Origin of the sequence: Algoriphagus faecimaris (genome assembly GCF_900101705.1) — a bacterium.
Classification (GTDB): Bacteria; Bacteroidota; Bacteroidia; order Cytophagales; family Cyclobacteriaceae; genus Algoriphagus; species Algoriphagus faecimaris.
Genome location: NZ_FNAC01000037.1, coordinates 1 through 21,727 on the forward strand (window position 1 = coordinate 1; position 21,727 = coordinate 21,727).

Here is a 21,727-nt window from a genome sequence, read left to right on the forward strand (position 1 = left end):
ATCTCCCCAGGTAAGAGCATATTCCTTCCCTCAATATCCACTGGATCTACTATCCAAGCACTTGTTGGTTAACCAACCTTTGGACGTCAGTATGATGTGCTACCTTATCCGTCTTAAATAGCCTCCGTATCCAGTTCCTGTTCGTTGGAACCAAGGTTTGCAGTCTCGCTTCCTTCAGTGCATGTCTCACGACAAACCACCTTGCGACTTGCTAATGCTTCGAGGCGTTACCCCCGCACATAAGGGACTTTCACCCTCTGGAATAATTTGATATCTTCGATACCAGATGCCCATGCTGGGCACACACAGCACATTTGCAATAGGCAGGGTTTCGTTCTCCGCAGACAGTTTTGTGGTAGCCGAAAGTTCAGTTCTCCGAATGAACATTTGTGGTAAAACACCCGCCCATCGCAAATCTGCAAAACGTTAAATCCAATTAAATGACAGAAAAGCAGATTGAAATAAGATGGTTAATTTTTCTTTTGGCAATACTCATAATTTCCTTTGGCTTGCTAACTCGTTTTGCAGGGGATAGAAGCCTTGACATCCAAATGTACGACACCTATTATCTCATAGATCATTTTCACCTTTTCCTATTTCTTTTAGGTGCTTTGTCTGCAGTTTATCTACTCACCTATGGGCTGAAAATACTGGCAAAGACCTACAACACGCTAAAAATCTTTATAATGACATTTTTAGGACTGCTAGGAATTGGATTAGCAGGCCACTTGGCAGTATCCCTAAGGAAAGTCATTCGTACTGAGCACGCGGAGAGTTATGGAATATTACCCTTGATTTTTGGATTTGCTATGTTATTCTTGATTCGGACAAAGGAAATAGGGAATATAAAATAGCACCTTGATATAAATCGAGTAAGTAAGCTATCCAACCGCCAAGATAGCTTGCTGCAAAAACCTGAATCCTGAAAGCAAATGATGATTACTTTCGGAAGGAAGTATTTCGGTTCGAAGATCGTTTCAAGCCATTTACACAAATTATTTTTCCTAAATTGAAATCTGCCTGAGGGAAAAAATAGAATGACTAAAATTAAATCAAAGCGAACAATTAGAGTTTTTTTGCTCTTGGGGACATTGATCTCCTTATATTTTGTTCCTTGGCCTATTGTAAATGCTTGGATAAAAGCAGTTCCAAGTAGCGTTCAGGATCAAGTGAATAAAGCGGAAGATTATGGCTTTGATGGAATTGTTGTAGGTGTAAATAGATCAGGAAATAAGTCCGAGTTTTATTCTTCAGGCTACAAAAACAGAGCAAACAAAACTCCGGCTGACCCCAATGCATTATTCAAAATAGCCAGCGTAGGCAAGTTGTATCAGGCGGTAGCAATTGCAAAATTGCTGCGGGACGGTAAATTATCCTTGGATAAAAAACTTTCAGACTATTTACCCGAATTGAATGGAAGCATAGAATATGCCGATCAAATCACTTTGCAAATGTTGGTTACACATAGAAGTGGTATTCCAAACTTCACCGATACCTACATGTATTGGCTTGCTCCCAAAGATAATGTGGACGAACAATTGGCTTTGGTTTTAGATCAGCCTGCAAACTTTAAACCCGGCGAGGATTACGAGTATTCCAACACCAATTACCTATTGCTTGGAAAGATCATGAACCGGGTGCTTGGATATAGTGAATTTCAATACATCCAAGAGGAAATATTAAGCCCATTGAATCTAAGTAACACTTTTGGTTCTATTCAAGATGTGAACATCGATGATGTGATGAGCGGATATTATGTGGGCTATGATACGGATTTAAAAACGGATAATAATGATTCCATTTTAGCCACGGCGGAAGATTTGGGTAAATTTATTCGGGCTCTAAATGATGGCACTGTATTCAAAGACAAAAAAGAGCAGGAAATCTATTCCTCTATTTACAAGTATGAGCACACGGGCTTGATACCTGGATACCAAACCATTGCCAAATATCACAAGGACATAGATGTTGTCGTGATCCAATTTACCAACACGGTAGACTTTGATGGCTATAATTGGACTATGTCAGAAATAATGTACAACCGAATTGTAAAAATACTGAAAGAAAAAAGCCAGCTTTGATCGACTAATCCCCGTCATCAAAGCTGGAATTTTACCATTAACTCCTAGCCTAATTTTCTGAAAGCCTTACTATTTGGCAATTCCTGAATAGTCCAGAAAATTTCTCATAACGAGTTCTGCTCAAATTGCGTAAAGAGAGTAACCTTTTTTCCATGAATTTAAAAAAATTACTTCTATCCCTATTTTTCATTAGCCAGTTCGGTTTTATTTGCTTTTCGCAATCTACAGACAGACCTTCAGCTGATGCGCTACAGCAAAGAATCATAAGCGTTGAGAACAGTCTGAGTCCATTGGTTCTCAATGCAGGAGATCCCCTGTGGAATCTTGAAAAACAGATGGATAAGTATACAATTCCCGGTCTTAGCATTGCCGTAATCCATAATTATAAAATTGATTGGGCAAAAGGATACGGCAATACTGGCAACAAAGAGTCCCAAAGAGTAAGTGAGCAGACTGCTTTTCAAGCCGCTTCCATGAGCAAGTTTGTCAATGCAGTGGCATGGATGAAATTAAAGGAATTAGAAAAAATAAATTTGGATGAAAGCATCGAGCAGTACTTAACCTCTTGGAGTTTACCCCACCCAAAAAATGGTGAAGCCAAAGCAATCACCATTAACCAACTACTAAGTCATACTGCAGGGCTATCAACTCATGGATTTGGGGGATATAAAGATTCAGATAATCTTCCTAGCCTTATACAAATTTTAGAAGGATCAAGCCCTGCTAACTCCGAAAAGGTAGTTCCAATTCAGCATCCAAATAAAGAATTTAGGTATTCAGGTGGAGGGACTACCCTTTCGCAGCTAATTCTCATGGATATCACAAATTCATCCTACGAGGATTTTTTGACTTCCACGATTCTCTCTTTCTTGAGTATGACTAATTCTTTTTACTCAATAGAGCTAGATAAGTACCCCGTGGATTTAGCATTTGGACATTCGTCAAATGGAAAAAGGCTCAAAAATGATTATAACAGCTATCCTGAGTCAGCTGCAGCCGGTTTATGGACTACTCCCACAGATTTGGCAAAACTTATACTGGCTATTCAGGCGAGCTTAAATGACAAGCCTGGCAAGATTCTTTCCCAACAGTCTAGCGAAAAGCTAATTACTCCCACACTAGAAAATAGCAACGCTGCGCTGGGGATATTTACAGAAGAAGTGAATGGCGTATTGTATTTACAGCATTCAGGCTCCAATAAAGGGTTTAGAGGAAAGCTTTTCTTCAGTGCAGAAAATGGAAATGGGGTAGTCATTATGGTTAATGGCCCAAATACAGAAATCATTGAGGAAATCATAAGAAGTGTCGCGTTGGTCTATAATTGGGAGGGATTTGAAAAGACGGTCACCTCTCCTGACCTAGCGATCAATAAAGAAGACTTAAATCAATTTACGGGTACCTATTCTTTAGCTAAAAGAGAAGTCAAAGTGAGTTTAAAAAAGGGTGAGCTCTACCTATCAGAAAAAGGTAAATGGAGTTCTAAATTAACAGCTCTTAGCAATTCTACTTTTATCGTCGATGTAGTAAAACCAAAAGCAAGTATTGAGTTCCTAGTCGATGATGCGGGAAAAGTCACCAAATGCAAATTAACGCAAGGAGAATCAACGGAATGGATCAAGAGCAAATAAGAGCGAATGCTAGCGGAGATAAGACTAAAGGGAACTAGCTCGAGCTAGGTAGAAATAATAATGAAAAACCTATTCTTTCTTTGACAAATGCAAAAAAAAACTATACTTGAAGGTATGTTTGAATAGTATAGGAACACGGCCTAGACACAATCTCACCAAAAGGAAAGTCAGAAAATATGAAGGGCAATGAAGAAGCTTTGTTCATTGATTATAAAACAGTTTAAAAAATAATATTTTATGAAAATGGAAACGAAATCTATTATGAAAATTACCCTCTTTACAATTGTCTTTATTTTGGGGTCCTCCTTGACGCTTTTTGCACAAAAAAGCAATTCTATTGAATTAGAAAGGAAAATAGAAAAACTAAAAATAGAAACACAATACGAAATAGAGTCAGTGAAGCTAAAAGCCACACATGAGCTTTCTACTGCCAAAGCTCAAAGCCAGGACGCTTTGAACCAGTTAATTAATGAGGGAAAAGAGAAAATTAATACCCTTAAATTAGAAGGTGAAAAAGAGTATTATGAACTCAAAGCAACAGCCCAAAGCAATCCAATTAACATGTATTTGAGACAAAAGCACTTTGAGAAAAAGATGGAAGACCTCGAAACGAAGTATGAATATCTAACCTCACAAGTAGAAGCTGAATACGATCAAAAAATCAATTCACTAACCCAATCACTAGAAAACAAAATCTCTGCCTTAGAAAAGAGTTATGAATTTCAAATTCATCAAATTGAGCTAGATTATCAAAGAGAAAAATCCATGCTGCTCAACCAATAAGAGCAAATTTTGTGATACTAAAATAGTTAGGCTTTCTTTGACCCTGTTCGAAGAAAGCTTTTCTTTTTATCGCTAAAAGGCAAGTAAAACCCACTCTTAACGATTTTTCTCGATTGCCTTCTGCAGGTAATAATCCAGCTTTTCTGCCAATACGGCCAAGCGGATGGGTTTGGTCAAATAGTCATTCATGCCGGCTTCGATCGCCAAAATCTTATCGTCATCAAAGACATTGGCGGATAGTCCGATGATAATCAGCTGCTCCATTCCGGGAAGCAGTCGGATTTCCCGACTAGCCTCCAGTCCGTTCATCAGTGGCATCTGCACATCCATCAGCACCAGGTCAAAATGCTCCTCTTTCACTTTTTCAATCGCCTCCAAGCCATTTTTAGCGATTTTATACTCAAATCCCAATTGCTCTAGCATCAATTCCAGCAGTTGCAGATTGAGGTCATTGTCCTCCGTAACCAAAATCTTAAAAGGAATATCTATCCCTTTTTCCCGAACCTCTCGCCAACTTACAGGGCCTTTTAATTCTGTTTCTTGTTCCTCTTCAGATACTTTTTTGACGATGATCTCAAATTCAAACTGGGAGCCCTTCCCTATTTCGCTCTCTACATGCAGCTCCCCGCCCATCAGTTCGATCAGCTTCTTGGCAATGGCCAAGCCCAGACCTGTTCCCTGATAGGTTCGCGTACTGGAGCTATCAATCTGATAAAAGGGATCGGTAAGATGCTCCAAGTGCTCCTTGGAAATCCCTATACCCGAATCGCTCACTTTACATTTCAAATAATAGAGCTTATCACTGATAGGCTCGAGCCCCAAAGTCACTGCAACCCGTCCACCCTCAGGCGTGAATTTAATGGCATTACCCAAGAGATTGAGGAAAATTTGATTCAGCTTTACCTTATCCGCTGACAAAATGAGCGGTTCATGAGCTTGTTTTTCAAGAGAAAAATGTATTTTTTTCTTTTTGGCCAGTCCAGAGAGTAATTGGGCCTGCTTTTCTAATTCATCAATAGGATCAAAATTTTCAGTTTGAATTTCAACCTTACCCGCCTCTATTTTCGAATAATCCAAGATATCCTTAATGATGGCTAAGAGGGTGTTTCCTGAATTTTTAACAATATCTACATACTGTTTTTGAATTTTATTCAATTCTGTATGCTCCAGTAGATCAATAATACCCAATAGTCCATTCATCGGAGTACGGATCTCATGGCTCATATTGGCTAAAAATTCCGATTTGGCCCGACTGGCTTGGTCGGCAGCCTTCATCGCATCTACCAGTCCTCTTTCCCATATTTTCTGACCGGTGATGTCCTTGGATATGGACATCATTCGCTTTGTATCCAAGGCAAAGAAACGCATCTCAAAATGGCGCTCTCCTTGATCAGATTCCCATTTCACATCGATGGATTGCATTTGACCGGATTTCCTCGCCTCAACAAATGCCTGCTTTACTTTATCCACTTGGCCATGAGGAACAAATTCTTCCAGTTTTTTGCCCAAGGTATACTGAGAAGCCTCATATACATTTCCCTTCTCTTGCATATGAAAATCCTCCACCAAGCCCTCATTGTTATAAATGAAGATGATATCAGGAATATTATCAATCAGGGTTCTGAGTCTATTTTCACTCTCTATTACTTTCAGGTTGGCCTGATACCGAGAAGTGATGTCGGTACAAATCCCCATCCCACCTACAAATTCTCCAGATTCACTGTAGATCAACTTTTCAAAAACTCGCAACCTAGCCTCCCTGCCGTTGGGATGAGTATAATCGTACTCCAAATCAATCACCTCCTTACCTTCTGTGACTGCTTTTTTGACATTTGCCTGCACCAAATCTACATCCTCATGCTCCAACTCTCTGCTGAAAGCTTGGATGAAATAGGATTTTGGATAGCCTAATATTTCTTCCACCTCATCACTGACTCTGGTGATTTCCCCTTTGGCATCATGGAAAAACACAAAGCCGCGAAGCTCCTGAAGCAAGAGATTTTGCTGCTCAAAAAGTGTTGAAATCTCCCTGATATTTTCTTCTTTGATCCGATCGGCTTCCAGGTTGTTTTTGATAGAAACAATGAAAAATCCAATGGTGAACATGAGTAGAATTACAAAACCCAAAAACAACAACAGATAGGTACCATAAATCCCTGAGCGAAGACCCTCCACAGGTACCAGAAAAACTAGGGATCCATTTTTGGATGTCAATCCAAAGCTGAAAGGGTATTGGGCCAAAATCCCCGATACTAGCTCTCTGTCTTTTTCCCAATTCATCTCATACAACCCTTTCAAGCCCATCGAAACATCATTGAGCACAGGAGCTAGGTTTTGTGAGCTTAGGGTCAGATTAGAGGTACCATTCGGACTGAGGTCTACCAAGTCATCATTGAGAAACATGTACTTGGCCCCGCCCGGGTTGAGGTAATAGTTGGTTACTTTTTCCTTAGAGAATGCTATCAAATCAAGTGAATAGCTTATCCTAAAGCCTTTTTTACCGATCACATTGTAGGTATAGGGTCTGGGATTAGTGCTAGGGAACTTTTCCTTTGAGCGGCTTCGGATAAAATTATTTCTATCGGTCAAGGTAAATATCAAAACCGAATCCTGCATATCTACCCAAGCGGTATCAATCAAACCGGGATAAGCGTTAAAAAAACGACGGGCTGCTGAGGTGAGCTCTTCATCGTAATCATCCAATTCGTGAAAAGGGTCCTCCAAATAGCTGATCAGCCCCTTGGCCTCATCCTCAAAACGCCGGATATCAATCTCCAAGCTTTGAGCGGCCAACTCGGTCTGCTTGTAAAGAAACTCCTTTCTAGAATTAATTTGTGCTTCAAAAATCGCATCAAAAAAGCTGAGCCCCAACACGACTACCAATACCACAAGCAGTGTTCCCGCCGTCAGCGTAAACCAAAAATTAGAGTGCCATTTGCCCTTTTTACTCATTGATTATTGTCATTGATCCGAATAAGGAACCATTCTATGGATAAAAATGGCCAACAGACCGCGTCTTTGAGATAGGACTCTTCCTTAAAAAGAAAGTGTCCCTCTTGGGCCATCAATAGCGTCTGTCCCATCTTTCGGACTTCCCGACTTTTGCTATTGTAGAGATTGTAATCAGAAATCCGAAAATTATCCGAGTTTATGGTTTCCAAGTACACATGATTTCGTAAGGGAGGCATACTCAGTGCCTCGATGGCAGCAGCTTTACCCGCTACAATATCTCCCTGCTTATTGACAATGATGTAATCTCCCTTTTCTTGATCCAAAAATCCCTGAATAATATTATTAACTGTCAGATCAATACCCAATACAGAATAAAGCTCTCCTTCGTGATAAACGGGATGAACCAAAGACAAAATCCATCCCCTACCTGCCGGGTCTACATAAGGGTCAGGTATCCAAACCGGCCCCTTGCTTGGGTTATTAATTTCATCCGCTTGATAATAAAAATTGAATTGGGTGACATCTAGGTTTGGATCTACGATATTCATCACATCGTAGGCCGGATAAACACGAGAAAGCTGATGTTTGGAGTTACTGTAAATCTGTTCGATTAAATCGTATTTTTCATAAAGCTTCGTAAAAGCAGAATCCAAACCATTGGTGACTAGAATTTCATTGAGTGCTGCTGCTCTATTATCACTGGTATTCAATAAGATAACAGAACTCTTATCGGAAGCTGAATCTAGGGGCTCCGAAGCAAAAAAACCAGTAATCTGATAGCGATCAGGATCCTGATAGGGCTTCAAGCTATCTTGCTTTTCCAGCAAAAATTCATTGAATTTGGCAAGCTCTCTTATTTCATCTGCGAGGAGCTTGAGCTCGTCTTCTATCTTATAGACTACACCTTCCATGGTAATCTGCTGCTCCCGTATTTTATAAGTCTTGGATTGCTCACAAGCAGTCAGTAGAAAAATAGGTAGTAAAAAGATAGAAAATCGAAGTCGCATGGAATCAGAGATTTTCTGAAATTATAAATTTTCCAATTGCTCACGAAATGATTTGCCCATTTCTTCAAATCTCAGGCAAACCTTTTCAAAAAAATCTCCTTGGAGGAATTCATCCAACTCTGACTCCTCCAAGACATCCATTTCGCTGAGCTTGAAAGTTTGCTCCATCGGACCCAACTCAAATTTGAGGATATATTTATTGTTCCAGGAGAATATACTTACGCGTACATCCTCCTGAACCAATTCTTTGACTACTCTCATAGCGATTTTTTAACCTCTGAGGAATAAGTAATTCTGGACTTCAAAGAAGATGCTACCGAGCAGTATTTGTCCACAGAGAGGGCCACTACTTTTGAAAATTCTTCCTCAGTAGCATTTGGCGAAACCAACACGAAGTTGAGGTGAATATCCGTATAAAAGGCCGGCACTCCCTCATTTCTATCGCCCTCTACTTCTACATAGAAATCCAGCACTTCCTTGCGCTTTTTCTTCATCATCAATACCGCATCCACAGAGGCACAGCCCCCCAAAGCGGACAAGAGTAAATCCATAGGAGATTGGGCACGCTTTGCCGGAGCGTCATACATATCCAGTTGCACGACATTTCCCTGCTGATTGACTGCTTCGTATTCATAGTCCGCTTTCATTTGGACTCTTACATTTCTCTTTGACATGTTTAGCTATTTTATACTTTAGACAGCGTCATATTACCAATTAACAATCAGCTGTTTAAAATTTTATTTACATATTTCTTCTGTATTGTCCCCCCACCTCATACAAGGAGCGGGTGATCTGACCCAATGAGCAATATTTTGCTGCTTCCATCAGCCGCTCAAAGACATTTTCATTGGCAACCGCCGCTTTTTTCAAAGCCAATAATTGTTCCTCTTCTTTTCCTGCATAAGCTTCACGAAGCTTTTTGAGGGTTTCGATTTGCGCTTCTTTTTCTTCTTGAGTAGCACGAATCACCTCACCCGGAGTCACTGTCGGTGAGCCTTCACTCGAGAGGAAGGTGTTCACCCCTATGATCGGATATTCACCGGTATGCTTGAGCATTTCGTAATGCATGCTTTCCTCCTGAATCTTTCCACGCTGATACATAGTCTCCATAGCACCTAGGACGCCTCCACGTTCTGTGATTCGGTCAAACTCTAAATACACGGCTTCTTCTACCAAGTCGGTCAACTCCTCGATAATAAATGCTCCCTGCAGCGGGTTTTCATTCTTAGCCAAGCCTAACTCCTTATTGATAATTAACTGAATCGCCATTGCCCTCCGAACTGATGCCTCAGTAGGCGTAGTGATTGCTTCATCGTAGGCATTGGTATGCAGGGAATTGCAATTGTCATAAATCGCATAAAGTGCCTGAAGGGTTGTCCTGATATCATTAAAATCGATTTCCTGAGCATGCAAGGATCTTCCCGATGTCTGAATATGGTATTTGAGCATCTGAGAACGCTCATTGGCGCCGTATTTAAGCTTCATCGCTTTGGCCCAAATTCTACGTGCTACCCTACCGATGACGGCATATTCAGGATCGATTCCATTGGAGAAAAAGAAGGATAAATTGGGTGCAAAATCGTTGACATTCATTCCACGCGACACGTAGTATTCCACATAGGTGAATCCATTGGAAAGGGTCAGAGCCAACTGAGTAATCGGGTTGGCACCCGCCTCAGCGATATGGTAGCCTGAAATGGATACGGAATAGAAGTTTCTGACCTTTTGATCAATAAAATACTGCTGCACATCCCCCATCAAGCGAAGTGAAAATTCCGTGGAAAAAATACAAGTATTTTGTGCCTGATCTTCCTTCAAAATATCTGCCTGTACGGTTCCTCTTACTTTGGAGATGGTATCCGCCTTGATCTTTTCATAGATATCCTTCGGCAAAACCTGATCTCCCGACACTCCCAAGAGCATCAATCCCAAACCATCATGTCCCTCGGGGATTTCGGCATTGTAGCGAGGCCGCTCCATTCCCTTCTGCTGATAGATCGCTTCAATTTTTTGATTGACTTCTTCTTCCAACCCGTTTTCCTTAATATACACCTCACACTGCTGATCAATCGCCGCATTCATAAAAAAGGCAGTCATCGTAGCCGCAGGGCCATTGATGGTCATGGAGACTGAGGTCATTGGATTGACAAGATTGAAACCCGAATAGAGTTTTTTGGCATCATCCAAGCAGCAAACATTCACACCTGAGTTTCCGATTTTGCCATAGATATCAGGACGGTAATCCGGATCCTCACCATAAAGAGTCACCGAGTCAAAAGCAGTGGATAGACGCTTGGCAGGCATGTCGCGGGAGACGTAATGAAAACGCTTGTTCGTTCGCTCGGGACCACCTTCTCCGGCAAACATCCGCGTAGGATCCTCTCCTTCTCGTTTGAAAGGAAAAACCCCTGCCGTATAGGGGAATTTACCCGGTACATTTTCTCTCAGTCCCCATTTCAACAGTTCACCCCAAGCTTCATATTTGGGAAGTGCCACTTTCGGAATCTTGGAATCTGACAAGGATCGGTGATGAGTTTTTACCTTGATTTCTTTATCTCGGACTTTAAAAATGTAATATTCCTCCCTGTATCTAGCGGCTTCTTCAGGCCAGTCTTCCAGCCACTTTTTGTTTTTAGGATCCAGATTGAGCTCTACTTGAGCGTAGACTTCCTCGAGTTCCTTTACCAGTCTATCCTTGTCCTCGATAGAGGTAGACTTGATGGTTTCGATGGATTTTTGGATGCTGTAGAGTTGCTGCGCAATTTCTTTCTGATCCTCCACCCATTGATCATAGTTTCTGTTATTTTCCGAAATCTCACTCAGGTAGCGGGTTCGGGCAGGAGGAATGATGTAAATCTTTTCTGAATTACCTGCCGTGAGCTCAGAGGTGCTTTCCCAGTCTCCAAATTTCTCATTTACCTTACCGATGATCGCTCGGTAAAGCTCATTCATACCGGGATCATTAAACTGGGAAGCGATAGTGCCAAAAACGGGAATATCCTCATCCTTGGTCTCCCATAAGTTATGATTTCGCTTGTATTGCTTTTTGACGTCCCGGATAGCATCCAAAGCCCCTCGTTTATCAAATTTATTCAGGGCGATTACATCCGCAAAATCAAGCATATCGATTTTCTCCAATTGAGAAGCTGCTCCGTATTCCGGTGTCATCACATAGAGCGAAAGGTCAGAATGCTCAATGATTTCAGTGTCGGATTGCCCGATTCCCGAGGTTTCCAAGATTACCATATCAAATCCAGCTGCTTTGACCGTATCCACAGCATCTTGTACATAGCGGGAAAGGGCCAAGTTAGACTGTCTTGTCGCAAGCGAACGCATAAATACGCGGGGGTGATGAATGGAGTTCATCCGGATTCTATCTCCTAAAAGTGCTCCTCCAGTCTTCCTCTTGGATGGATCCACAGAGATGATAGCCAGACTCTTGTCCTCAAAATCCATCACAAATCTCCTCACCAATTCGTCTACCAAGGAGGACTTCCCCGCTCCTCCTGTTCCCGTAATCCCCAACACAGGGATCTTAGCGTTTTTACTTTTCTCCCTAACGCTTTCCAATACGTTTTTAGCATTTTCCGGGAAGTTCTCAAAAGCAGAAATCATTCTCGCCACTTGAGGAATTTGATCCTTTGAAAAATCTTCTACTTCGCTAAGTTGGTCTCCAATAGGAAAATCACAGCTTGAGACCAGGTCATTGATCATTCCCTGCAGTCCCATCGAGCGCCCATCATCCGGAGCGTAGATTCTAGTAATTCCATAGGCATGCAGTTCCTTGATTTCTTCCGGAAGGATAGTTCCTCCTCCTCCTCCAAAAATCTTGATATGACCTGCTCCTTTTTCCTGAAGTAGGTCAAACATGTATTTGAAAAACTCGACATGCCCTCCTTGATAGGAAGTAATGGCTATTGCCTGCACGTCTTCTTGAATCGCACAATCCACAATCTCCTGCACGGAGCGATTGTGTCCTAAATGAATCACCTCACAACCAGTAGATTGGATGATACGGCGCATGATGTTGATCGCCGCATCATGCCCATCAAAGAGCGAGGCCGCTGTGACGATACGAATGTGATTTTTGGGTTTGTAAATTTCGACTTGGGTAGTCATATGGTTGGGTTTATATCTTTATTAATCAATAGAGGGCAGGAAATTATAGCCAAAATCGCCCTCATCAGCCTGCGAATATAAGAAATATTAGAAAGGCGAAGCTTCAAATTCCTTGCAAAAACAAAATAATATTTGGCTGGTATTGTTTACAAAACCGAAAGTAAAATCTTCCACCTAGCAAAAATTAGGATTAATCGAAATATTGATTGTAAGCTAAAGAATCAAAGGCAAATTGATTAATGCCCGAATATTGGTGTTTTGATTCTAATCCATGGCTCTCCACTCACATTGATAAAAAATTACACTTCCGTGAAAGCGGTCAAATCCTGCGGATCAAGTATACCAGATTGACTTTTGACTAATTATTAAAAGTAATATTGGATCAATCATTTATGAGTGATAAGAACTCAGACTTATCATCTAACCCCTATTTTAAAAGAACAGATGCAACAGAGGAGATAATCATCCCAAAAAATTAAGATATTGAACTTTATTCCTTTTCATAGATAAACCCAAGCAAGATGTTAGCCTATACCCATGCCGACGAGGCCGTTAAAATTGTTCAAAGCCATCAGCGTGTTTTTATTCATGGCAGTGCAGCCACCCCCACTACATTGATTCAGGCTTTGGCCAAAAGGAAAAACGAATTGAAAAATGTAGAATTGGTAGCCATCAGCACCTTAGGCCCCATGCCTTTAGTGGAGCCTGAGTGCAGAGACAGTTTTTTTATGAACTCTCTTTTTGTCTCCGAGAATATCAGAAAAGCAGTCAATACAGACCAAGGAGGATATGTTCCCATTTTCTTAAGTGAAATTGGACACCTCTTTAGAAATAGAATTTTGGGGATCGACGTGGCATTTATTCATGTATCCGAACCTGACGCTCATGGATTCTGCTCTTTAGGCACTTCCGTGGATATTGCCAAACCTGCAGTGGAAACGGCCCGATTTATTGTGGCACAGGTGAATAAACAGATGCCTAGAACGCATGGAGATGGGCATATTCATATTTCAAAATTTTCTGCCGCGATATATGTAGATGAGCCTCTGCCAGAAGTTGATTACAGTAAAAAAATCACTGAAAAAGAAAAGCAAATCGGTCAGCACATCGCTTCCTTGATAGAGGACCGATCTACCTTGCAAATGGGAATTGGGGCTATACCTGATGCGGTACTCAATTCCCTACACCATCACAAGGATTTGGGCATTCATACCGAGATGTTTTCCAATGGTATATTGGACCTGATGAAATCGGGCGCGGTTACTAATGCATTTAAGAAAAAACATCCCGGTAAAGTGGTCTCTGCTTTTACCACTGGATCTGCCGAACTCTATCGAGAGATCCACGACAATCCCGAGTTTTCCTTTCATGAGGCTGCCTATGTTAATGACACTGCTGTCATTCGGAAAAATCCCAAAGTAGTCTCTATCAATTCCTGCGTGGAGCTCGATCTTACAGGTCAAGTGTGCGCGGATTCTATAGGAAGTTATCACTATTCCGGAGTAGGTGGGCAAATGGACTTTATGAGAGGAGCTTCTCTATCTGTGGGCGGAAAACCTATCATGGCCTTAACTGCCTGCACCAAAAAAGGAAAGTCTAAAATCGTCCCTTTTCTCCAAGAAGGTGCAGGTGTCGTCACCACTCGAGCGCATGTGCACTACGTGGTCACTGAATATGGAATAGCTAACCTTTATGGAAAAAACCTGCGTCAGAGAGCCTATGAACTGATGAGAATAGCCCATCCTGATCATAAAGAAATGCTAGAACAATCCATCATAGATCGCTTTGGAAGCTTTGTGTACCCTTTCCGATGATAGAATGGTTTTTTACTGGAGTAGTTTTGAAATAATTGGCTTCTGCTTAGTTTAGCAAAATCTTCCAACCCTCATTTGCTCATGGCTTCAAAAAAATATGTCTTTTTCATTTCCATCACTGCTGCACTTGGTGGCTTTTTGTTTGGTTTTGACACAGCTGTAATATCTGGAGCAGAGCGGGCTATTCAAGAGGTTTGGCTACTCAGTGACTGGATGCATGGATTGGCTATCGCCTCCGCCTTGTATGGTACAGTGATTGGTGCACTTTTCGGTGGAATTCCCGCCGATCGATTTGGGCGAAAGCAAAGTTTACTTTGGATTGGACTACTCTATTTCATCTCTGCTACAGGTTCGGCAGCAGCTTGGGACGTAACTTCCTTCACCTTGTTCCGATTTATTGGTGGACTAGGAGTTGGCGCTTCATCGGTGGTGGCTCCTATGTATATTTCAGAAATAGCTCCTGCCAAAAACCGTGGCTTGCTAGTTGCGCTCTATCAATTTAACATCGTCTTCGGGATAGTAATCGCTTACATCTCCAATTACCTTATCGGAACAGCCGGATTGCCCGAGGACTGGAGATGGATGCTGGCGGTAGAGGGTATCCCCGCCTTGATCTACAGTGCCTTGATTTTTAGAATTCCTGAAAGCCCAAGATGGCTAATTTCTAAATTTAATGATCAAGTAAAAGCTCGGGCTATATTGACCCGAACCGATCCCGAGGGCGTGGATGAATCAATTCGATTGGCCATAGCTGAAGAAAAACTTCAAAAAGCAAAAGGAAGCTTTGCTGCTTTATTTAGTAGCAAATATGCTTCTAGCACCCTTTTAGCCATTATGATTGCCTTTTTCAATCAAGTATCAGGAATTAATGCCATAATTTACTTTGCCCCAAGAGTATTTGAAATGGCGGGAATTTCCACAGAAAACGCATTGATATCCACCATTGGAATCGGAATAGTCAATCTTCTGGGGACTTTTATGGGTTTGTATTTGATCGATCGCTTGGGTAGAAAAAAATTGATGTATATCGGCTCATTTGGCTACATCATTTCCCTATCACTGATGGCTTTTAACTTTCTGGGGCCCGGTATTCCATCTTTCTGGTTGCCGATTTTTGTATTTGGATTCATCGTATCCCATGCCGTGGGGCAAGGCTCAGTCATTTGGGTATTTATTTCGGAGATGTTTCCCAATGAGCTTCGCGCTTACGGACAATCCTTGGGATCTTTTACACACTGGATCATGGCAGCACTGATTGCCAATGTTTTCCCTTTCTTTGCCACTCAATTTGGTCCAGGATATATTTTCAGCTTCTTCGCTGTGATGATGGTGGGACAATTGATCTGGGTTCGATATAAAATGCCAGAAACTAAAGGTCGCTCCCTAGAAGAAATTCAAAAAGACTTACACAAAAATTATGTCGCATAAGGTAATCGTATTTGGAGAAATGCTCTGGGACTGTCTCCCAAGCGGAGATGTACCGGGAGGAGCGCCGATGAATGTCGCCCTTCACCTGCATCAATTAGGTAAAAACACCCAATTGATCTCGGCCGTGGGAACCGATGAACGCGGCGAAAAACTAATTCAATTCTACAAGCAGTACGGGGCTTCAGATGCCCTGATACAGCTCAAATCAGAACAGGAGACCTCCCGAGTTTTGGTCGATAAGACAGACCCAGAAAATATTAAATACACCATACTTTCGCCCGTAGCTTGGGATTATATCGATCTGACTCCGGAAAACAAAGAAGCGGTACGCTCCTCTGACGCTTTTGTGTTTGGGACACTTTCAGTAAGAAATACACATAGTTTAAAAAGTCTACTCGCACTGCTGCATGAAGCCGAGTTCCGGGTTTTCGATGCTAATTTGCGTCCTCCTTTTTATGATTTTGAGGTGATAGAGACCCTTTTGGCCTATACCGATGTGCTCAAGATCAATGAAGATGAACTTGAGGCTTTTGGCGATTACTTCAATACCAAAGCGGATCCTTTGAGTTTATGTCAGTTTTTGGATACTCATTTTCCAGTAGACCTGATTTGCATCACTTTAGGTTCCAAGGGTGCTATGATTTATCAAAAGGGTAAAATCATCAATCATCCGGGCTACAAAATCCAAGTAGAAGACAGTATAGGCGCCGGGGACGCTTTTTTGAGCGGCTTTGTCAAAACCTACCTGGATGGTCAAAGCATAGCCGAAGTACTTGATTTTTCCTGTAAACTAGGAGCCTTCGTAGCGACGCAAAAGGGTGGAACTCCACGCTACCAACTAGAGGATCTTTCCAAAATCAACTAAACCACCTAAATAGGATTGAAGAAGAGGTAATCTCAGAACATCTTTATCTTTGTCTCTGCTTCACCTAAACCCATTAATTTGCGCTATTTAGCATTTTTCAAATCCCATTTGGAACTCATCATCTTTGGGGTGATGATGACTACGCTGTCGAGTTTTGGACAGACTTTTTTACTGTCGCTTTATGTGCCTTTTTTGATGGATGAATTCAGTATCAGCAATTCTGAGATCAGTTCGTTTTACGGAATAGCCACCATCGTATCAGCTACAATACTTCCCAAGCTTGGAAAATACATCGATGTCATTCCATTGAAAAAGTACACTGCGTACACGACTGTTATCTTCCTTTGCTCCCTCTTTTACATGAGCGTCAATACAGTGTGGTGGGGTTTACCCATTGCTTTTTTTGGCCTTAGGCTAGCAGGTCAGGGTCTTTATACCCATATTTCCATTACTAGCATGTCGAGGTATTTCACCCTTAATCGGGGAAAAGCCATCAGTTTGGCTTCACTCGGTCATCCCCTTGGTCAAGCGGTTTTTCCAGCGCTGATACTCATTCTAATTACACAGATCGGTTGGAGGGAGTCACTTTGGGTCAATGCCGGGATTACTGCTGTGATTATTTTTGGTTTTTTGGCCTTTGTCCTCAAGGACAAACACCTAGTCACTGAGGAGAGTAACGAAAAGGAAGAAACAACGACCCCTTCATCAAATGTTACCTTGCGTCAGCGAGACATCCTCAAGACAAGAGCCTTTTGGATTTTGGCACCTAATATGTTTTTTCTTTCCTTCACGATTACCGGATTGTTCTTTTTCCAGTTTTCGATTGTGGAGTTTAAAGGCTGGGACCCCGCATTGATAGCTGGAGGTCTGACTGTCTATGCCTTGGCAAGTTCAGGTAGCATTCTTTTGGCTGGTCCGCTCATCGATCAGCACTCTGCCAAGACCTTTTTTCCCTATTACCTGTACCCCTTTCTCTTTGCGCTTCTCCTGATATTATTTTCCTCGAGAGGCTGGGTGATATTCCCCTATATGATTCTGCTAGGCATAAGCGGGGGATTTGGAAGTGCGACAGTAGCAGCCTTGCAAGTTGAATTTTTTGGGCAGAAACAAATCGGAGCGGTAAGAAGCGTTTTTACTTCCTTGATGGTATTGAGTTCGGCAGCGGGTCCAGCAGCTTTTGGATTGATTTTAGATTTGGGACTTTCTTATGTTGGGGTCTTTATTTTCAGTATTCTACTAGCCGTATTTGTGATTATTCAGTCCATGCGGGTGATTCCTAGCTATCGTTTGGCCAAGTGGAAATATCATATTTTGAAGAAAAAAGGCTGAAATCCCAGGAACGCGCCCCTCCTTTTTAAAAACCATTCATCCCTTTTTGCAACTTTGTTTCACTTTTTGTGGTTTAATGCTCAAAAGGACTCTATTTTTGAGGCGTGAAAAAAGAAACACTAATTACCCTGCTTGTTTTTCTTACTCTAAGTGGTGGCTTGGCTAGACAAAAAGTTTTGGCCCAGGCCTGCAATTTATCCATTAGAGGAAAGGTCATTCACTTGGAAAATAATCAGTCTATCCCTGGGGCCTATGTTTGGGTAGAAGAAGTAAAAACAGGTGCCATTTCCGACGACAATGGTAATTTCATCATCAAAGACCTTTGTCCGGGTACTTATACGCTTAAAATTCAGTTTTTGGGGCACAAGGAAATCCTAGAAAAAATCACTCTGGAGAATACTTCATTTAGTAAGACTTTTCGACTGGAAGAAGAATCGATGGATCTAGAAGGAGTGGAAATCCACGGACATCAAGATGCCATACAGACTACCACCGCAGTACAAGCGCTCTATGGTGTAGAATTGCTAGAATCAAGGGGAGAAAGTCTCGGCGAAAGCCTCAAAAGAGTAGCGGGAGTCACCACCTTTTCTACAGGGAATAGTATCTCGAAACCGGTAATTCATGGCCTGCACTCCAATAGAATTATGATTTTAAACAATGGAATCAGACTAGAGGGACAGCAATGGGGAGCCGAACATGCCCCGGAGATCGACCCTTTCCTAGCCGATGAAATTACTGTAATCAAAGGCGCAGAAACCGTACGATTTGGTCCTGAGGCTATGGGCGGAGTGATTCTAGTCAGTCCCAGTGAGCTGCCTACCAAAAAAGAAAGTAAAACTGACCTTTACCTTTTAGGCGGAACAAACGGCCGAATGGGAAATGTATCTATCACACATACCGGTGGCTCTGATAAAATAAAAGGCCTAGGCTATCGGATACAAAGCTCCGCAAAAAGAGGTGGGACGATCAAAAGTCCAGACTACTACCAATCCAATACAGGACTGAGTGAACTCAATTTTAGTGGTACTGTGGGCTATTCGAATAAGAAAGTGGGCACCGAACTCTATTACAGTTATTTCAACAGTGAATTGGGAATACTTCGAGATGCGCATACTGGAAACCTAACTGATTTGGAGAGTATCATAGAAAATGGGAGACCATTTAGCCAAACTGATTTCACTTATGAAATCAACAATCCTAAACAAAAAGTCACCCACCATTTAGCCAAGTTAAAATCACACTATCACATCAATTCCAACTGGAAAGCCAACTTACAATATGGATTTCAATTGAATAATCGACAGGAATTTGACCGTAGAAGAGGTGAGCTGAATACTCGACCAAGCTTAGACCTAGAGCTTTTCACTAATACACTCGATCTATTTGTAGACCATACCCATCCCAATGCATTCAGCGGGACTTGGGGATTGAACGTCATCCATCAGGCTAACTCCAATATCCCTGGTACAGGTGTCACTCCACTGATTCCTAATTATGACATGATTAACCTAGGCATCTACGGAATGGAGAAGTTTTCCAAAGGGCCTCTTGAGGTGGAAGGGGGAATCCGCTATGATTTTCGAAATGTACAAACTGCTCGTTTCATAGGAGGAGAACTGGAAAGTGCTGACTTGGATTATCAAAATTTCACTGCTTTTATTGGGGCATATTATCAGATTTCCAATTCCCTGACGGTCACCAGTAATTTGGGTTCGGCTTGGAGACCTCCCAATGTCAATGAATTATTTTCTCAAGGACTTCACCATGGCGCTGCAGCGGTGGAGATTGGTGATCAAAATCTAGCATCCGAAAAATCATTGAAGTGGGTCAACTCCTTAGAATATAGCAGCAACAAGTCTCTTGTGGAGTTTACGGCGTATTTGAATTCAATAGGGAATTACATCTACTTAAATCCAACCAACGAGACTTTTGTAAGCTTAAGGGGGACCTTTAACGTCTATGAATACCTGCAAGCCAACGCCTTGTTCTATGGAATGGATTTGTCGGGTAGTCATGAGTTTACCCGGCAATTGAGTGGCTATTTCAAAGGTTCTATCATCCGAGCCAGAAACACAGAAACAGACAGTTTTTTTCCATTTATCCCATCGGATAGAATGGATTGGGGATTAGCCTATGAATTCGGAGAAGAGGAAAAAAGCCACAAGTTTACTCTAAGCAATCTATTAGTAGCTAGACAAAAGCGTGAGCCTGATTTTGATCTTGCTCCTGCCCCACCCGCCTATGCACTGTTCAATTTTGCCTACCTACAGCAGCTCGAAGTAGGTAAAAACAAGCTCAACCTCGGTTTTCAGGTACAAAACCTATTCAATACTTCCTACAAGGAGTACATGAATCGCTTTCGCTACTTCACCGATGACATTGGAAGAAATATTCTACTAAAAATTAATTATCAATTTTAAAATAAAACCAATTATCAATTCTAATTAAAAACCAATGAAAATTTATCGAAAACTCCCTATTTACGCACTATCAGCAGCTCTTTTCGCTTTCGCTTCATGTGAGAGTGATGATCCTGTAGTTGAAAACGACGGTGAAGTGATCACCGATGTCAATCTGACTTTTACGGAATTGGATGAGTCCGGGAATCCTGTGGGGACTCCTCTAGTCTTCAATGCCTCCGATGCTGAAGGAATTGAAGTGGGCAATGCACTAACTACGGATGATATCGAACTAGACCGAGGAACGACGTATAGGCTTGATATCGAGGTATTCAATAGTATAGAAAATGAGGATATTACCGAGGAAATCCTAGAAGAAGCGGATGAACATCAGTTTTACTTTCTAGGATCAGCTTTTGAAGGAACTTCTGCTCCATTGACCTATGTGTACGACGATGAAAGCGGTGAGTTGATCGGAGTAAGAGGTGTCGTCACTGTCTCTGCTAGCCCGGGTTTCAATACTGCCAACTTCAGATTGGTCCTAAGACATGACTTAGACAAGAACTTCCCTGGAGCTTCAGAACCAAATTTCGCCAACTTTACCCAAGCAGGAGGAGAGTCTGATCTGGATGTAACTTTCCCATTGATTATCAATTAATTTAATTTCAAAATAGAAATAAAAGCGGCTACATGATGTAGCCGCTTTTTTTATTTCCATGATAAGAAGATCTACTTCACTTTAAAAATCCTTACCACAAACTGCCATTTCTTCAATTTTGAATTCCAAATTAGAACTCAAACCTACATTACCCGCTACAAGAATCGTATTGTAATCCGGTCCGTCGGGAGCTAAATGTACTTTGATGTGGCCATCAAAACCTTTAATTTCTTCGAAATTTAATCTAGTACCATCGGTCAATTGCTCCAAGATGGTCACACTTCGTAAATCAGAAGCCTTTACTGGATTAAGCATAAATGCAATTGGCGCATCCGCCTCTGTGTAATTTCCAAAATGAAGGTGGGAGGTGTAAGTCACGTCAGAATTGCTCCGAGCTCCTTCGAGCTGTAAGGTAATTTCCAAATTGCCTCCAATCAATTCCTGAATCTGAGCAGAACCTACGTAATCAAAATCAGAAGATTGATACAGCTGATATTCAACACTTTTACCCGTATATTTTTCCGACTCTCCGTCTGTACAGGACCAAAGCCCTCCGATCACCAAGAGTCCAAGGATTAACTTTTTCATAGATTTCAAGTTTTCAATTCATTAAACGGAAGGATTTCATATCCTGTTCGATTAGGAGTAAATTTATTGAATAAAA

16 protein-coding genes are annotated in these 21,727 nt (G+C 41.6%); 10 read left to right on the forward strand and 6 right to left on the reverse strand.

The genetic code is table 11. The features are described 5' to 3' along the window. The first annotated feature begins 440 nt into the window (after window positions 1-440). The 4 genes from BLQ57_RS16220 (at window position 441) to BLQ57_RS16235 (ending at window position 4,492) form a co-directional block, all read left to right on the forward strand. Window positions 441-854: a hypothetical protein gene (locus BLQ57_RS16220; RefSeq protein ID WP_087940646.1), complete on the forward strand. Its 414-nt coding sequence runs from the start codon at window positions 441-443 to the stop codon at window positions 852-854. A gap of 183 nt (window positions 855-1,037) precedes the next feature. Then, window positions 1,038-2,081, forward strand: coding sequence for a serine hydrolase domain-containing protein (locus tag BLQ57_RS16225; protein ID WP_087940645.1), 1,044 nt, complete (start codon window positions 1,038-1,040; stop codon window positions 2,079-2,081). Window positions 2,082-2,416: 335 nt separating this feature from the next. Further along, on the forward strand, window positions 2,417-3,709 hold the full coding sequence (locus tag BLQ57_RS16230; protein ID WP_175444678.1) for a serine hydrolase domain-containing protein: 1,293 nt from the start codon (window positions 2,417-2,419) through the stop codon (window positions 3,707-3,709). A 261-nt stretch (window positions 3,710-3,970) separates the two neighbouring features. Continuing rightward, the gene (locus BLQ57_RS16235; protein ID WP_087940643.1) at window positions 3,971-4,492 is read left to right on the forward strand and encodes a hypothetical protein; all 522 of its coding nucleotides are present in this window, start codon (window positions 3,971-3,973) and stop codon (window positions 4,490-4,492) included. Window positions 4,493-4,588: 96 nt separating this feature from the next. Here BLQ57_RS16235 and BLQ57_RS16240 read toward each other — a convergent pair whose 3' ends face one another. The 5 genes from BLQ57_RS16240 to BLQ57_RS16260 form a co-directional block, all read right to left on the reverse strand. Beyond that, window positions 4,589-7,444, reverse strand: a complete 2,856-nt coding sequence (locus BLQ57_RS16240; RefSeq protein WP_087940642.1) for a PAS domain-containing hybrid sensor histidine kinase/response regulator — start codon at window positions 7,442-7,444, stop codon at window positions 4,589-4,591. Continuing rightward, on the reverse strand, window positions 7,441-8,451 hold the full coding sequence (locus BLQ57_RS16245; RefSeq protein WP_087940641.1) for a cache domain-containing protein: 1,011 nt from the start codon (window positions 8,449-8,451) through the stop codon (window positions 7,441-7,443). The genes BLQ57_RS16240 and BLQ57_RS16245 overlap by 4 nt, the downstream gene beginning before the upstream one ends. Window positions 8,452-8,472: 21 nt before the next feature. Continuing rightward, the gene (locus BLQ57_RS16250) at window positions 8,473-8,712 is read right to left on the reverse strand and encodes a hypothetical protein (protein WP_087940640.1); all 240 of its coding nucleotides are present in this window, start codon (window positions 8,710-8,712) and stop codon (window positions 8,473-8,475) included. Next, window positions 8,709-9,125, reverse strand: a complete 417-nt coding sequence (locus tag BLQ57_RS16255) for an OsmC family protein (protein WP_087940639.1) — start codon at window positions 9,123-9,125, stop codon at window positions 8,709-8,711. Before BLQ57_RS16255 ends, BLQ57_RS16250 begins: the two co-directional genes overlap by 4 nt. A 67-nt stretch (window positions 9,126-9,192) precedes the next feature. After that, entirely contained in the window at window positions 9,193-12,570 is a 3,378-nt protein-coding gene (locus BLQ57_RS16260) for a methylmalonyl-CoA mutase family protein (RefSeq protein ID WP_087940638.1), read from the reverse strand. 521 nt (window positions 12,571-13,091) lie between these two features. On the opposite strand from BLQ57_RS16260, the gene BLQ57_RS16265 reads away from it, so the two are divergent. From BLQ57_RS16265 to BLQ57_RS16290, 6 genes are all read left to right on the forward strand, one after another. After that, a complete protein-coding gene (locus BLQ57_RS16265; RefSeq protein WP_087940637.1) occupies window positions 13,092-14,384 on the forward strand; it encodes an acetyl-CoA hydrolase/transferase family protein in 1,293 nt (430 codons plus the stop codon). An 81-nt stretch (window positions 14,385-14,465) separates the two neighbouring features. After that, the gene (locus tag BLQ57_RS16270) at window positions 14,466-15,812 is read left to right on the forward strand and encodes a sugar porter family MFS transporter (protein ID WP_087940636.1); all 1,347 of its coding nucleotides are present in this window, start codon (window positions 14,466-14,468) and stop codon (window positions 15,810-15,812) included. Continuing rightward, entirely contained in the window at window positions 15,802-16,677 is an 876-nt protein-coding gene (locus tag BLQ57_RS16275; RefSeq protein WP_087940635.1) for a carbohydrate kinase family protein, read from the forward strand. The genes BLQ57_RS16270 and BLQ57_RS16275 overlap by 11 nt, the downstream gene beginning before the upstream one ends. Window positions 16,678-16,755: 78 nt before the next feature. Then, entirely contained in the window at window positions 16,756-18,006 is a 1,251-nt protein-coding gene (locus BLQ57_RS16280; protein ID WP_240507851.1) for an MFS transporter, read from the forward strand. A gap of 104 nt (window positions 18,007-18,110) precedes the next feature. Beyond that, on the forward strand, window positions 18,111-20,426 hold the full coding sequence (locus BLQ57_RS16285; RefSeq protein WP_087940634.1) for a TonB-dependent receptor: 2,316 nt from the start codon (window positions 18,111-18,113) through the stop codon (window positions 20,424-20,426). A 34-nt stretch (window positions 20,427-20,460) separates the two neighbouring features. Beyond that, the gene (locus tag BLQ57_RS16290; RefSeq protein WP_087940633.1) at window positions 20,461-21,063 is read left to right on the forward strand and encodes a hypothetical protein; all 603 of its coding nucleotides are present in this window, start codon (window positions 20,461-20,463) and stop codon (window positions 21,061-21,063) included. 81 nt (window positions 21,064-21,144) lie between these two features. Here BLQ57_RS16290 and BLQ57_RS16295 read toward each other — a convergent pair whose 3' ends face one another. Further along, entirely contained in the window at window positions 21,145-21,651 is a 507-nt protein-coding gene (locus tag BLQ57_RS16295) for a hypothetical protein (protein WP_087940632.1), read from the reverse strand. Window positions 21,652-21,727 lie beyond the last annotated feature (76 nt).

Excerpts from the sequence above, each read along its gene's own strand:
- BLQ57_RS16220 (WP_087940646.1), top strand. The coding sequence starts at position 441 with ATGACAGAAAAGCAGATTGAAATAAGATGGTTAATTTTTCTTTTGGCA.
- BLQ57_RS16225 (WP_087940645.1), top strand. The coding sequence starts at position 1,038 with ATGACTAAAATTAAATCAAAGCGAACAATTAGAGTTTTTTTGCTCTTG.
- BLQ57_RS16230 (WP_175444678.1), top strand. The coding sequence starts at position 2,417 with ATGGATAAGTATACAATTCCCGGTCTTAGCATTGCCGTAATCCATAAT.
- BLQ57_RS16235 (WP_087940643.1), top strand. The coding sequence starts at position 3,971 with ATGAAAATTACCCTCTTTACAATTGTCTTTATTTTGGGGTCCTCCTTG.
- BLQ57_RS16240 (WP_087940642.1), bottom strand. The coding sequence starts at position 7,444 with ATGAGTAAAAAGGGCAAATGGCACTCTAATTTTTGGTTTACGCTGACG.
- BLQ57_RS16245 (WP_087940641.1), bottom strand. The coding sequence starts at position 8,451 with ATGCGACTTCGATTTTCTATCTTTTTACTACCTATTTTTCTACTGACT.
- BLQ57_RS16250 (WP_087940640.1), bottom strand. The coding sequence starts at position 8,712 with ATGAGAGTAGTCAAAGAATTGGTTCAGGAGGATGTACGCGTAAGTATA.
- BLQ57_RS16255 (WP_087940639.1), bottom strand. The coding sequence starts at position 9,125 with ATGTCAAAGAGAAATGTAAGAGTCCAAATGAAAGCGGACTATGAATAC.
- BLQ57_RS16260 (WP_087940638.1), bottom strand. The coding sequence starts at position 12,570 with ATGACTACCCAAGTCGAAATTTACAAACCCAAAAATCACATTCGTATC.
- BLQ57_RS16265 (WP_087940637.1), top strand. The coding sequence starts at position 13,092 with ATGTTAGCCTATACCCATGCCGACGAGGCCGTTAAAATTGTTCAAAGC.
- BLQ57_RS16270 (WP_087940636.1), top strand. The coding sequence starts at position 14,466 with ATGGCTTCAAAAAAATATGTCTTTTTCATTTCCATCACTGCTGCACTT.
- BLQ57_RS16275 (WP_087940635.1), top strand. The coding sequence starts at position 15,802 with ATGTCGCATAAGGTAATCGTATTTGGAGAAATGCTCTGGGACTGTCTC.
- BLQ57_RS16290 (WP_087940633.1), top strand. The coding sequence starts at position 20,461 with ATGAAAATTTATCGAAAACTCCCTATTTACGCACTATCAGCAGCTCTT.
- BLQ57_RS16295 (WP_087940632.1), bottom strand. The coding sequence starts at position 21,651 with ATGAAAAAGTTAATCCTTGGACTCTTGGTGATCGGAGGGCTTTGGTCC.